This window comes from Clostridium sp. AF12-41 (assembly GCF_003461685.1).
Taxonomy (GTDB): domain Bacteria; phylum Bacillota; class Clostridia; order Lachnospirales; family Lachnospiraceae; genus Otoolea; species Otoolea fessa.
In genome coordinates, this window is record NZ_QTXO01000006.1 from 83,220 (window position 1) to 96,404 (window position 13,185).

General features: G+C 50.2%; 11 protein-coding genes. 3 read left to right on the plus strand and 8 right to left on the minus strand.

Annotated elements, in window-relative coordinates; genetic code table 11:
* Window positions 1–11: 11 nt before the first annotated feature.
* The gene (locus tag DWV73_RS10310; RefSeq protein ID WP_117796628.1) at window positions 12–1,487 is read left to right on the plus strand and encodes a glycoside hydrolase family 32 protein; all 1,476 of its coding nucleotides are present in this window, start codon (window positions 12–14) and stop codon (window positions 1,485–1,487) included.
* Window positions 1,488–1,584: 97 nt separating this feature from the next.
* Window positions 1,585–2,547: a carbohydrate kinase gene (locus tag DWV73_RS10315; protein WP_181986249.1), complete on the plus strand. Its 963-nt coding sequence runs from the start codon at window positions 1,585–1,587 to the stop codon at window positions 2,545–2,547.
* A gap of 116 nt (window positions 2,548–2,663) precedes the next feature.
* Here DWV73_RS10315 and DWV73_RS10320 read toward each other — a convergent pair whose 3' ends face one another.
* The 8 genes from DWV73_RS10320 to DWV73_RS10355 form a co-directional block, all read right to left on the minus strand.
* Complete coding sequence (locus DWV73_RS10320; RefSeq protein ID WP_117796629.1) at window positions 2,664–4,418, minus strand: [FeFe] hydrogenase, group A; 1,755 nt, start codon at window positions 4,416–4,418, stop codon at window positions 2,664–2,666.
* The gene (locus tag DWV73_RS10325) at window positions 4,412–6,253 is read right to left on the minus strand and encodes an NAD(P)-binding protein (RefSeq protein ID WP_117796630.1); all 1,842 of its coding nucleotides are present in this window, start codon (window positions 6,251–6,253) and stop codon (window positions 4,412–4,414) included. Before DWV73_RS10325 ends, DWV73_RS10320 begins: the two co-directional genes overlap by 7 nt.
* Window positions 6,254–6,814: 561 nt before the next feature.
* Window positions 6,815–7,975, minus strand: coding sequence for a J domain-containing protein (locus DWV73_RS10330; RefSeq protein ID WP_117796631.1), 1,161 nt, complete (start codon window positions 7,973–7,975; stop codon window positions 6,815–6,817).
* Window positions 7,976–8,124: 149 nt separating this feature from the next.
* The gene (locus tag DWV73_RS10335; RefSeq protein ID WP_117796632.1) at window positions 8,125–8,643 is read right to left on the minus strand and encodes an Hsp20/alpha crystallin family protein; all 519 of its coding nucleotides are present in this window, start codon (window positions 8,641–8,643) and stop codon (window positions 8,125–8,127) included.
* 316 nt (window positions 8,644–8,959) lie between these two features.
* Window positions 8,960–10,318, minus strand: a complete 1,359-nt coding sequence (locus tag DWV73_RS10340) for an MATE family efflux transporter (RefSeq protein WP_117796633.1) — start codon at window positions 10,316–10,318, stop codon at window positions 8,960–8,962.
* Window positions 10,311–10,760: a MarR family transcriptional regulator gene (locus DWV73_RS10345; protein WP_117796634.1), complete on the minus strand. Its 450-nt coding sequence runs from the start codon at window positions 10,758–10,760 to the stop codon at window positions 10,311–10,313. Before DWV73_RS10345 ends, DWV73_RS10340 begins: the two co-directional genes overlap by 8 nt.
* A gap of 153 nt (window positions 10,761–10,913) precedes the next feature.
* Window positions 10,914–11,354 (minus strand): peptidylprolyl isomerase, encoded by a 441-nt coding sequence (locus tag DWV73_RS10350; protein ID WP_117796635.1) that lies wholly within the window; start codon window positions 11,352–11,354, stop codon window positions 10,914–10,916.
* Between the two features lie 115 nt (window positions 11,355–11,469).
* Window positions 11,470–11,907 (minus strand): transcriptional repressor, encoded by a 438-nt coding sequence (locus DWV73_RS10355; protein WP_117796636.1) that lies wholly within the window; start codon window positions 11,905–11,907, stop codon window positions 11,470–11,472.
* Window positions 11,908–12,157: 250 nt separating this feature from the next.
* Here DWV73_RS10355 and DWV73_RS10360 point away from each other — a divergent pair, with 250 nt between their 5' ends.
* A complete protein-coding gene (locus DWV73_RS10360) occupies window positions 12,158–13,174 on the plus strand; it encodes a metal ABC transporter substrate-binding protein (protein WP_117796637.1) in 1,017 nt (338 codons plus the stop codon).
* Window positions 13,175–13,185 lie beyond the last annotated feature (11 nt).

Here is a 13,185-nt window from a genome sequence, read left to right on the forward strand (position 1 = left end):
AGGAGAGAAGAATGGATTTTTTCAGAAAAATGTCATTTGCGGATTCGACCGGTGATGCGATTCCGTTTTATCATGAAGGTAAATATCATATTTTTTCACTGACATCCCCGCCAGGAACCACGGTATATCCGGCTAGACTGCGTACTACATGGAGCCACTCTGTTTCGGAGGATCTGGTGCACTGGGAGGAGCTGCCGACAGCACTGTATCCGGGCGAGGGCGATGAGCCGGATGCGTCCGGCGTGTGGACGGGATCGGTTATCTACGGCGAAGGAAAATATCACGCATTCTATACGGGTTACTGCCTGACGGCAGAATATCAGCAGACGATCTGCCATGCGACGAGCGAGGATGGTATCACCTGGACGAAGGACGCGGCAAACCCGGTTATCACGCCGATGATAGAGTTATATGAAAAGCTGGACTGGCGTGATCCGTATGTATTTTATAATGAGGAAGATAAATGCTACTGGATTCTGATCTCGGCGAGACGGCTGGATATGCCGGTGACAAGACGCGGCTGTATCGTCCTGTATCGCTCGAAAGATCTGGTAAACTGGGAGTATTATGGTCCGTTGTATTCGGCAGGCAATACGAATTGTCCGGAATGCAGCGAGATGTACAAGATAGGCGATACCTGGTATCTTTCCTATTCCCGCTTTTCCGAGTTTGTCAACACGATTTACCGCACTTCCAAATCTCCGTTTGGACCGTGGAAAAAGCCGAAGAAAGACGGCATCGGCGGACGCCGCTTCTATGCAGCTAAATCCATGCAGGATGACAACGGGCGCCGTTTCTATTTTGCCTGGGCGCATGACCGTGCAGAAAACAGCGACCGCGGCGAGTGGTACTGGGGTGGCACGTTCTGTATTCCGCATGAGGTCGTTGCAACGGCAGACGGACAGCTGGACGTGAAGCTTCCGGAAGAATATGTAAACTGCTTTAAAGAGAAAGTTGACTGGAAATACCTCCCAGTCATGGGAGAATATAAGCTGTATGGAGATACAACGGTTGAGCTGGATGGATGCGGGACAACCTCATATGGTTTCCTGGAGCAGCCGGAAGAAAAGTTCCTGTTTACCGGCACGGTGATCCCGAAAGAAGCGAATGATTCCTTCGGAATCCTGTTGAAATCTGATTGGGAGGCAAGCGGCTGCCTGTTCTTAGAGTTTGATGTGGCGATGCAGCGAGTGTCTCTTCTGTCCCTGCCGATGGGAGTTGACCCGTTCTGGGAGCAGTCCTGCCAGGCGGTTCCGAAGGCAACGGAACCGGGACCGGATGGCGTGCGCGTGGCAGAGAAAACCTTTGCGATTGAAAATGGAGCGGCAATCGACGTCAAGATTTCGGTGGATCATGACATGGTAGAGGTATTTGTGGGCGAGCAGGTGGCATTTACATATCGTATTTTCCGGAAACCGGAGTACGAGATCGGTCTGCTGGTGCAGGATGCGAAAGTAGAATTTGCAAATATCGCGATTCGGAAGTAAAATTCCTTGTGAGAGACGAACGGATGTGGCTGTCCGCCTGTGAGAGGGCTGGATGGCGGCACCATTGATATAACTTGTAATACGGAGGATGATTCGTATGAGAATAAAAACAGACATCACAGCGCTGGGAGAGCTTCTGATTGATTTTACTCCAGCAGGCGTTTCACAGCAGGGAATGCGTCTGTTTGAGCAGAATCCGGGAGGTGCGCCGGCCAATCTGCTGGCGGCGGCTGCGAAATTTGGAAGGAAGACAGCATTTATTGGCAAGGTGGGTAAGGATATGCACGGTGATTTCCTGAAGGAAACCCTGATCCGGGCAGGTATCAATACGGACAACCTGATTCAGGATGAGAAGTATTTTACCACGCTTGCATTTGTAAGCCTGAAAGAAAACGGGGAGCGCGAATTTGCCTTTGCGAGGAAGCCGGGGGCAGATACGAATCTGTGCATGAAAGAGATCGATCCGGAGATCCTGGAAAATACGAGAGTATTTCATGTCGGTTCCCTGTCGCTGACCGATGATCCATCCCGGACGGCAACCTATGAGGCGATCAATATTGCTAGAAACAGCGGTGCGGTGATTTCCTACGATCCGAACTACCGGGCGGCGCTCTGGAGTGATCCGGAGACTGCACAGCTTCGGATGCAGTCGCTGATTCCCTATGTAGATATGATGAAGATTTCTGATGAAGAAATCTCGCTTCTGACCCCGTATCAGGACCCGGAGGAAGCGATTCAGTATCTGCTCCGTCAGGGGGTGCACCTGGTGGCAGTGACGCTCGGAAGAGATGGCGCCCTGATCGGCAATGAAAATGGAATCGTAAAAGCGGAGGGCTTTTCCTCCCATGCGGTCGATACAACCGGCGCTGGTGATTCCTTCTGGGGAGGTTTTCTCGCTTCCTATCTGCAGGAAGAAACCTCGCCGGAACACCTGACCCGGGCGCAGATGATTCAGTTTGGCAGGGTCGGCAACGCAGTGGCAAGCCTGTGCGTCGAACGCCGCGGCGGAATCTCGGCAATTCCGGAGATGGAGGAGATTGAAGAGAGGCTGAGAGGTTAGAAGAAAAGATAGAGTAAGTAGTTGGTAACTAGCCTCAGATTGGTCATCTGTGAATGACACAAAACCCCAGAGAGCGGCAACTCTCTGGGGTTTTGTTGTGTGACCGTTTGGATATATTAATATTCCTCCACATGCAGCAGATGATGTGCACGATCGGATAACGGAGCTTCAAGATACTCGTCATACAGTGTCTGAACCGCCTTGTTTTCATGGCTGAAGCGGATTGCGCTGTTTACATCATAAGCACGCAGGCAGTGATCGCGGTCTGCACAATCCTTCGGCTTATTCTGGAAGGATGGACGGATCGGCTGGCCGCCGCCGTTGATGCATCCGCCCGGACATGCCATGACTTCAACGAAATCATAGTGGCATTCGCCGCGTTTCATCGCCTGAATGAGGCGTCTGGCCTCTCCTAGGCTGCTGAGTGCTGCACAGTGCAGTTTCACACCTTTGATATCGATTTCCAGTTCCTTAAAGGAACCGATCTGGCGCAGAACCTTCAGCGGACTCTGTTCACCGATCTCCGGATTTTCGCCGGTTACGGTGTGGTAAGCGGTACGAAGCGCTGCTTCCAGTACACCGCCGCTGGCACCGAAGATCACACCAGCTCCGGTTGCTTCACCGAGAGGATCGTCAAAGTCGCACTCCGGAAGTCTGGATACATCGATGTGATCGGCCTTGATGAGACGGCAGATTTCACGGGTGGTCAGAACATAATCAATATCCTGTCCGGTTCCGGCGCTGTCCATGCCCGGAAGAGTCAGTTCACGCTTCTTGGACATACACGGCATGATGGAAACACAGGTGATATTTTCCGGTGCAATGCCTTTTTTCTGTGCAAAATAAGTTTTGATGACAGCACCGAACATCTGCTGCGGGGACTTGGCAGTGGAAAGCTGCGGCAGAAGCTCCGGATACTGGCTCTTTGCAAAGCTGACCCAGCCAGGGCAGCAGGAGGTGAACATAGGCCAGCTGTATTTATCCGGCTGCTGTAAGCGGGCTAAAAGCTCGTTGCTTTCCTCCATGATGGTCAGATCGGCTGCAAAGTCAACATCGAATACATAGTCAAATCCAACGGATTTTAAGGTGGATACGAAACGTCTGTCAGTAGCAAATTCCGGGGAAAGACCAAATTCTTCACCCCATGCGGCACGGACAGCCGGAGCGACAACCGCTACGGTTACCTTGTCATCATTTGCCAGTTCACCGTGGATACCATTGATGGCTTCCACATCATCCCGCTCCTGGAGAGCGGCCGTCGGGCAGTGGGTAACGCACTGTCCGCAGAGAGAACAGTCGGATTCTTTGATTTCCAGATTGTGGGAAACATCGACGGTTGTATGGGAACCGGTTCCGGACACATCCCAGATATTTAAGGTCTGGATTTTGTCGCAGATCTGGACGCAGCGCATGCATTTAATACATTTTCCTGCATCACGGATCAGTGGGAAAGTAGAAGTCCAGATCATTTCCGGATATTCGTTTTTATAACGGTCAACGGTCAGGTTCAGATCACTTGCCACCTGTTTTAATTCACAGTTGGAACTGCGCACACAGGTGGGACAGTTGGTGTGATGCTGGGAAAGAAGCAGTTCCACGTTGATCTTGCGGGCTTCACGGACTCTGGGAGAGTTTGTGAGAATCTCCATGCCTTCCTGAACCTGGTTGTTGCAGGAAGTAACAAGATGGTGGATTCCCTTCACTTCTACAACGCAGACACGGCAGGCACCGATCTCGTTGATATCTTTCAGATAGCAAAGATAAGGAACGTGAAAACCGTTGTCGCGGCAGGCGTCCAGAATCCGGGTTCCTTCCGGAACCTGCAGCGGTATATTATTAATTTTGATGGATACAAGATTCGTATTTACCATGATGTGGTCCGCCCTCCTTTGAAGTTTCCATAACCGAAGTGATCACAGCGCAGGCAGCGTCTGGCTTCCTGGCCAGCCTCCTTGAGGCTCATGCCGCATTCGGTAAGTGTAAAGTCACATTTGCGTTCTCCGGCAGGACGCTCTGTCAGGTTGACACGTCCGCAAGGAGTACGGTCGGAGAGATCCGGTTCCGGAATCTTCACATCGCAGGTAATCTCGTGGTTGTAGCCGAGATACTGGTCGATGTTGGCTGCGGCTACCTTGCCGGCAGCGATTGCACGGATCACGGTTGCCGGTCCGGTTGCACAGTCGCCTCCGGCGAAGATACCCGGCATATTCTGAATGGAGGTCCATCCGGTTGCCTGGATGATGCCCCATTTTGCGTCGATACCCTGTTCTACGAAGTAACGGCTTTCGATGCCCTGACCCACAGCTGCGATGACGATATCACATTCAACCGGGATAGAGTCGGTGCCGATAGCCTTCGGTGAAGGACGTCCGCCGCGGATTTCTCCCGGCATCTGCTGGCTTACCCAGAGAGCTTTTACCTGGCCGTCCTCGTCTGCTTCAATCCGCTCCGGTGCGTAAAGTTCCATGATCTCTACGCCTTCAGCCATGGCACTTTCAACCTCTTCCGGAAGAGCTGTCATATCAGCTTTGCGGCGTCTGTAGGCAACTGCCACCTTGTCTGCGCCCAGGCGGACAGAAGAACGGGCTACGTCCATGGCTACGTTGCCGCCGCCGATAACACAGATCTTCTTGCCGCTAAGATCTGGATATTTGCCGTCACCGATGGCACGGAGAAATTCGACAGCGGAGATAACACCGCCGGCATCTTCTCCCTCAATACCAATCTTTTTATCACTATGAGCGCCGATGGCGATGTAGATAGCATCATATTCTTTGCGGAGTTCTTCCAGAGACAGCTGTCCCGGCTCATTGCCGACTGAAGTTTCGAGACGGACTTCCACACCGGTTTCCAGAATAACATTGATATCATCCTGCAGGCGCGCTCGTGGCAGGCGGTAGCTTGGAATTCCGTACAGCAGCATGCCGCCGAGTTTCTTGCGTTTTTCAAATACAGTGGTCTGATGTCCCATCAGCTGCAGATAATAAGCAGCGCTCAGGCCGCTGGGGCCGCCGCCGATGATCGCGATGCGCTTGCCGGTGGAGGCTGGACAGGCCGGTGCCGGTACATATCCTGCCATATCCACAGCTACACGCTTGATACCGCGGATATTGATAGAATTATCCAGCATGTTGCGGCGGCAGCGAGACTCGCATGGGTGCTCGCATACCAGCGCACAGGCGGTTGGGAATGGGTTGTCCTTGCGGATCAGGCGGACTGCATCGGCATAGCGTCCTTCGCCGGTCAGGGCGATGTAACCCGGAATATCAACTCCGGCCGGGCACAGAGCTACGCAGGGAACCGGCTGATCAAGATTACTGCGGCAGCGGTTGTGTAAGATATGTTCCATAAAATCCTCTTTGAAGCCGTCCAGTCCTTTTAAAACCATATGGGCAGCGGTATAGCCGATGGCACAGTCAGCCGTGCTTTCGATGACACGGGCTGTTTCCTCCAGCATGGTTAAATGCTTCATGGTTCCTTTTCCGTTCAGGATGTCTTCCAGAAGATTGGAGAGCTGCGCGAGACCGATTCGGCAGGGAACGCATTTGCCGCAGGTCTGTGCATGGCACATTTTTAAAAATGCAGCGGTCAGATCGACAGGACACAGGCCCGGCGGGCTGGCGATGATACGCCGCTCCAGATCCTTATAAAGTCCCTCTACGACATTCTGAGCCTCGCTGTTGGTTGGAATGACGAGTCTGCTCATAGGGTGTGTAACTCCTTTCATAAGTGTGAAAAAATAAACGATATATTTTCGATAAAATATTGGTTTTAGTATAACATAAATAAGAGATTAGATACAAGGGTTATGATAAATTATCTAAAAAGATACAATTCATAGTGAGAAAAACAGAAAAAATAGACAAGAAAACAGAGGCAGGGAGGGAGAAAAAGAAGAAAAAACGGAAAAGTAGAAAAATGAAATGATTTCATAATAGAAAAATAGAAGTTCATTTGCATATAAAAAATTAAATTAAAAATCATAAAAGTGAAAATGTTTTTTGACTGATGAAATGTCCAGGCGGGAAACGCGGGTGCAGCTTGGAATAGGTGTGCCTGCAAATTGAGAAATTCAAGTCGAACGTCCGTGAGACGTGGCGCGTGATTCTGGTCAGCGAAGCTGACATATTCCTATCAGAATCACTGCGCATCCTCGCGGAGCGTTTATCTCAGTCGGAGACCCAACTCCCACTGAGACAAATTTGCTATTACTTACCACCTGAAGAGGTGGGAGTCTTCTCGACTGAGATAAAAACGGCAGGAGCCGTCAAGCTGCGCTCCTGCCGTTATGTCCGCCGTGACCATTTTTATCCAGTCCACAGGCGTGTTCAAATTCGCGAAGTTTCTGTTCTGCCTCAGGGGTCAGATGGTTCGGAACATCGATCTGAACTGTCACGTACTGATCACCATGGATGGACGGATTCTTCATGGAAACAACGCCTTTTCCCTTTAATTTAATCTTGGTTCCCGACTGCGTCCCGGCTGCGATCTTGCACAGGACATTGCCGTACAGGGTGGAAACCAGCGCCTCACCGCCGAAGACTGCGGTGGTAAACGGAATGCGGACGGTCGAGTAAACGTCCATCTCCTTGCGCTCCCATCCCGGTTTTGCGGTGACGGTGATATTTAAAAGAAGATCGCCCGCCTCGCCGCCGCCCGTTCCCGGCATGCCCTTTCCTTTCAGACGGATAGATTTACCGGTATCGATGCCCGCTGGGATGTGAACCTGTAAAGACTGGCGCTTGCCGGTCTGTGGGTTCTGCAGGGTAATGATTTTCTCACAGCCGGATACTGCTTCATCGAAACTTACGGTTACTTCGGACGTGAGGTCAGAACCTTTCTCCTGAAAGCCAGCACCGTAAAAGCTCTGGCTGCCGCCGAAGCTAGAACCGCCGCCAAAATGAGCGCTGGAACCACCAAAATCGGAACCGCTGGTAAAATGAGCCCCAGATCCGCCCGTAAAATGGCGGCTGCGGGAGCTGCCACCCGAACTCTTGCCGCGGAACATACCGCCAAACATATCTCCGAAAATGTCACCCATATCGCCCATGTCATCCCCAGTGAAATGGTACTCTGCGTAACCGCCCGGACCACTCTGGTAATGCCAGGCACCACCTTGACCGGCACCGCCGAAGCCAGAGCCAAATGGATCTCCAGAAGCGCCGGAACCGCCAGTTGTGCCGTATGCGGCACTGTTCGGGTCAAACGCAGCGTGACCGAAGCGATCGTAGAGTTTTCGCTTCTCCGGATCACTTAAGATGGAGTAGGCTTCGTTGACATCCTTAAACATCTGCTCTGCCTGGGGATTACCGGCATTGGAATCCGGGTGATACTTTTTGGCAAGTTTCCGGAATGCTTTTTTGATCGTCTCCGCACTGGCATCCCGTTTTATCCCCAGTATGTCATAATAGTCTCTTTTCTCTGCCATCGATTATCACCTCCGTATGTGCAGTGATTTAGGTTTCAATTATTTAGGTTATGATAAAAGATTGGGTATGATAGAAGCTGCCGCATTCCTGCGACAGCTTCTAAACTGGCTGCTGATATTATCAGGTGTGAGCCACAGCCGTTTTTATATTAACCTTCGATGGAAACGAAATGTTTCTCTTCAGCTGCTTTCTTTTTCAGCTCTTTCGGGAAGGTCAGGGTCAGAGTGCCATTTTCAAATTTGGCATGGATATCCTTTTCCTCTAGGTTCTCGCCGACGTAGAAGCTTCTGCTTACGTTTCCGCTGTAACGTTCCTGACGGATGTATTTAACCGGCTTCTGCTCGGCTTTATCATCTTTCTTGGAAGCATCCGACTCTGTGGTTTTGGCATCCTTCTGATTTTCCTTCGGCTCTTCCGTGGAAGAAACTTCCTTCGAACCGCTGACGGTCAGATAACCATCTTTTAGTTCAATCTGGAGCTCTTCTTTCTTAAAGCCCGGCAGGTCGATGGAAACTTCATAATCCTTATCGGTTTCCTTGACATCCGTCTTCATCAGCTGGGAAGAGGAAGCACCATACAGTCTCTGGTTAAAGCTTGGGAAGGAAAAATCCATCCAGTTATCAAAGTTATCAAATACACTATTATTAAAAATACTCGGCATATACATAAGTCATCTCTCCTTTTCGTATTATCTTAACGTTACTGTTCACGCATACGTGCCCAGTAACATCTTAACATCTATGTGAAAACATCGGCGGCAACAAGCTTGTTCTCATTTCCTTGTTCCTCTCCTTTGTTCTAGCTGTAATATAACACACATAATTAGCACTGTCAAGAGGTGAGTGCTAATTTTCTGTGAAGATTTTGTGAACAGCGCAATTATTCAAGGATAGGCACTTTTGAAACCGAAAGTGCCGTGACGATAACAGGCAGACACCTTCGCTCTGAAAGTGCCTGCCTGTTACGGAGCAGTTCCTGTGTTTTTATATGATTTCTTCTACTGGCGGGTGCTGCTGTTTCCGGGTCCAGTAGATATAATATCCGATATTTAGTACAATGCCGACGATCGTAGAAACGGGGGCTGCGAGACCGATCTTGGTCAGGCTGGCATCCGGCTGGATACTCATGAAATACGCTAGCGGGAGACGCACCAGAAGTGTCTGGATGAGTCCCTGTGTCATAACCCAAAGTGTCTGGTTATTTCCGTTGAAATATCCGATCATGCTGAACAGAACCGCGGTCACGATGGACTCGAGTGCGAATCCTTTCAGGTAATCATAGCTGTTCTGGATGACCGCCGCATCCGTCGAGAAGAAGCCGGACAGGACATCGCCTTTTAGGAGAACCAGGGTAAAGACGATACAGCCGACGCACAGACCGACGCCGATTCCCGTAAAAAGGGTGTGCCTGGCACGTTTGACTTTCCCTGCCCCCACGTTTTGGGAGACGAAGGAAGCCATCGACTGCATCAGGGCGCTCGGGACAAGCATGGCGAAATTGACGATTTTGCATGCTACACCGTAACCGGAGGACGCTTCCAGTCCCAGTCGATTGACAAAGGCGCACAGGGCTAAGAAGGAAAGCTGGGTTAAAAATTCCTGAAGCGCCAGCGGCAGTCCGATGGAAAGAAATTTCGGACACTGGGTGTTGAAGCGGAAATCGTGCCGGGTGATCGTAAATGGCAGAGTTTTCTTAATTAAAAGAATAATCGCGAAAATAACGCTGAGCGCCTGCGCGGAGACGGTCGCGATGGCGGCACCGGCGGCGTCCATATGAAGACCAGCTACCAGTGCGAGGTCGCCGATCACATTGACGATGCAGGCAACCAGGACAAAGAGAAGCGGTGACTGGCTGTCACCGAGCCCGCGGAAGATGGAGGACAGCAGGTTGTAGGCGACGATGAAGAAAATGCCGCCTCCGCAGATGCGGATGTAGCTGGCGGTCTGATCCACCGCCGCCTCGGGTGCCTGCATGAGAATGGCGATCGGGCGGGCAAAAAAGACCATGACGACGAATAAAACGGCGGAAATGATCGTAAATACAATCGAAGCTCCGCCGACAACTGCGCCGATCTGCTGCGGTTTCTTTTCACCGAGATAGCGGGCGATCAAAACGGTGATACCCATAGCGAACTGAATTACGACGAAGGTGACGAGGTTTAAGACCTGGCTGCCCGTCGAAACGGCGGAAAGACCGGAGGTCGAACCGAACCGTCCAACCACCAGCAGATCGACCGCGCCGTATGCCGCCTGCAGAATCAGTGCACCGAGCACCGGAATCATGAAAGCGATCAGTTTTTTCAGGATACTGCCCTGTGTAAAATCAGCTTTATCATTATTCATGGGAATCCCTCCGTTTGCACATAATCTGATAAAATGTCTCCATCGTCTGAATCATCTGGCGGGCGTCCTCCTCAGTAATGGTGTCTAAAGACGGGGCGAGCGCGCTGAAGTATTCGGTGTCGTACGTCTGTGAGAGCGTCCTGCCCGCTTCGGTGATGGAAATGTAGGTAACACGCCCGTCGTTCTGCGAGGTTTTCTTTTGGAGATAACCGCCCGCTTCCATCTCCTTGACAGTCCGGGTCACGCCTGGGCGAGGCAGGTTCAGCGCATCGCTGATGTCCGATATTTTTACATGGATGCCGTTTCGCTCCAGCGACTGGATGACATCCAGATATTGAATATAGGAGGAAGTGACTCCCTTCGGCAGCGGCGGAAGCATATCCCGGATTCGTTTGCCCTGATAACAGGCGTCCAACATCCGCTTGATTGTTTCGATGGTCATATGGAAAGTCTCCTTATCAAATAGTTACTTGTGATAATTACCGTGGGTAATTATAGTGGAGGAGTGAGAATTTGTCAAGAAAAAATACCGCCAGCTCCCGGGATGGGCGCTGACGGCGCGTGTTGTTATAATGTAAGGGCAGTTGTGTTACGGTTATTTTACTTCAACCAGCTCAATCTTAAAGTTAAGCTCCTTACCAGCCATCTCATGATTGGCATCAAACGTGATATTTACCTCATTCTTTGCGATAACCTTGACCGGGAACGGCTGTCCCATCTGGTTGGTTAAGTATACCTGCTGTCCAACTTCCAGTTCCTCGGAACCTGGCAGTTTAGCGATCTCCAGTTCCAGAATGGCGTTCGGATCCGGCATGCCGTAAGCTTCCTCCGGCATCAGGTGAATCTCTTTCATCTCGCCTACTTCCATATCAGCGACAGCGGCATCGAAGCCTTTGATCATCTGACCGGCACCGCAGACAAACTCAAGGGGTTCGCCACGATCGTAGGAAGAATCAAACTGTGTTCCGTCATTAAAGGTTCCTTTGTAATGAGTGCGGCAGGTTTTGCCGACATTGCGTCCTGTGATTTCAGACATGATAAAATCCTCCAAAAGATATTGATATGCGGTAATGGGAAAATCCGCCTCAAACGGCCGTTTTCCGGTAAATTCGTGTGCATATGCTACCAGTATACTAAAAAATGCAGGAACATTAAAGCTCTTTTTCAGAACCTTCTTTGGCGGCGCATTCCTGGCAGAGGCCATGCAGCAGATCACCGCTGCATTGGAGCAGAAAGCCATGCTCTTCTAGGAGATGCTGACGGAGTTCATCCATGAAATCGCAGTCAAGGTGAAACAGGCGTCCGCAACGGGTACATTTAAGATGAAGATGCTCCATACAGTGGGCACCTTCTCCGGCATATTGGTAAACGGCTTTGTCATTTTCAGCATCTGGATATTTGATAACGATGTGCTCTCGGCACAGTTTGTCTAAAAATCGGTAAATGGTGGTAGTATTGGTTTCTGCCCGTTTTTCTTTCAGATAATTTTGTATATCGGCAACGCTTACCGTGCTGGAAGCGTGCTCTTTCAGGTATTCGAGAATCTCAGTCCTTGTTTTGGTTGTATATGGTTTTCGGATCGAAGTCATACGGCAATATCTCCTTTGTCTGTTAGCTCCTATTTTAGCGGTGAAGGGAGGAAGCGTCAAGCCGCATAAGAATAAAATGCAACTCATTTGCAAATTAATCTTGACGATGTAAAAAAAGGGTGCTATATTAATAAACGCAAATTACTTGCATTTATTAATGTGTAGAGCAGAAGACACAAAGCCTGCTGTTGACAGGCAGGTGCTTCTGCAAATGCTATGCGATAACCTACAGCTGAAAGGAGCAGACAGAATGAAAAAGAAGAGTGTGTTTATGGGAATGATAGCAATCTCTGCACTCGTGTGGATGACGGGCTGTGCCGGAAGGGCGGTGGAATCGTCCGATATAGAGACCGAACAGGAGGAGAAAGACGGAAGCGGGGAAACAGAGACGGATGTAATAAGCATCGATGGAGACAAGTTAAAGGTCATGGCGAGCTTTTATCCGATGTATGATTTTGCCCAAAAGATAGGCGGCGATCGGGTGGAGGTGACGAATATGGTGCCGGCGGGAACGGAACCTCATGACTGGGAACCGGCAGCTTCTGACATCAAGAAGTTGGAAGAGGCAGATATTTTTATATACAACGGAGCCGGAATGGAGCACTGGGCTGCCGATGTGCTTACGTCGCTGGACAATAAAAACCTGATTGCGGTGGAAGCATCTACGGGAATTGATCTGCTGGAAGGCTCAGAGCATGAGGAGGAAGAAAACGGAGAGAAGGATGAGCATGCAGAAGAGATTACCTATGACCCCCATGTGTGGTTAGCGCCGGAAAATGCGAAGAAGGAAATGGAAAATATAAAAGATGCACTTGTATCAGCGGATCCAGATCATCAGGAGTATTATGAGAAAAACTACCAGACCTATGCGAAGAAGCTGGATGATCTGGATGCAGAGTATCAGGAAAAATTATCGGATGTGAAAACACGGGATGTGATAGCTGCACATCAGGCATTTGGGTATCTGTGCCAGGCATACGGTTTAAACCAGAGCGGAATCGAAGGATTATCCGCAGATTCAGAACCGGATGCAGCCCGGATGAAGGAGATTGTGGATTTTGCAAAAAAACATCAGGTTAAGACCATCTTCTTTGAGGAGCTGGTAAGTCCGAAGATATCGGAAACGATTGCAAAAGAAATCGGAGCGCAGACAAAGATGTTAAATCCATTAGAAGGGCTTAGTGATGAGGAATTAAAAGCAGGGGCGGATTATTTTTCTGTAATGGAATCAAATCTTGAGACATTGGTGGAAGCACTGAATCAGTAAAGAAAAGGGAG

What these genes read in the sequence shown, in the direction of transcription:
- DWV73_RS10325 (WP_117796630.1), bottom strand. Translation starts at nt 6,253, where the DNA reads ATGAGCAGACTCGTCATTCCAACCAACAGCGAGGCTCAGAATGTCGTA.
- DWV73_RS10345 (WP_117796634.1), bottom strand. Translation starts at nt 10,760, where the DNA reads ATGACCATCGAAACAATCAAGCGGATGTTGGACGCCTGTTATCAGGGC.
- DWV73_RS10315 (WP_181986249.1), top strand. Translation starts at nt 1,585, where the DNA reads ATGAGAATAAAAACAGACATCACAGCGCTGGGAGAGCTTCTGATTGAT.
- DWV73_RS10360 (WP_117796637.1), top strand. Translation starts at nt 12,158, where the DNA reads ATGAAAAAGAAGAGTGTGTTTATGGGAATGATAGCAATCTCTGCACTC.
- DWV73_RS10340 (WP_117796633.1), bottom strand. Translation starts at nt 10,318, where the DNA reads ATGAATAATGATAAAGCTGATTTTACACAGGGCAGTATCCTGAAAAAA.
- DWV73_RS10350 (WP_117796635.1), bottom strand. Translation starts at nt 11,354, where the DNA reads ATGTCTGAAATCACAGGACGCAATGTCGGCAAAACCTGCCGCACTCAT.
- DWV73_RS10335 (WP_117796632.1), bottom strand. Translation starts at nt 8,643, where the DNA reads ATGTATATGCCGAGTATTTTTAATAATAGTGTATTTGATAACTTTGAT.
- DWV73_RS10310 (WP_117796628.1), top strand. Translation starts at nt 12, where the DNA reads ATGGATTTTTTCAGAAAAATGTCATTTGCGGATTCGACCGGTGATGCG.
- DWV73_RS10355 (WP_117796636.1), bottom strand. Translation starts at nt 11,907, where the DNA reads ATGACTTCGATCCGAAAACCATATACAACCAAAACAAGGACTGAGATT.
- DWV73_RS10320 (WP_117796629.1), bottom strand. Translation starts at nt 4,418, where the DNA reads ATGGTAAATACGAATCTTGTATCCATCAAAATTAATAATATACCGCTG.
- DWV73_RS10330 (WP_117796631.1), bottom strand. Translation starts at nt 7,975, where the DNA reads ATGGCAGAGAAAAGAGACTATTATGACATACTGGGGATAAAACGGGAT.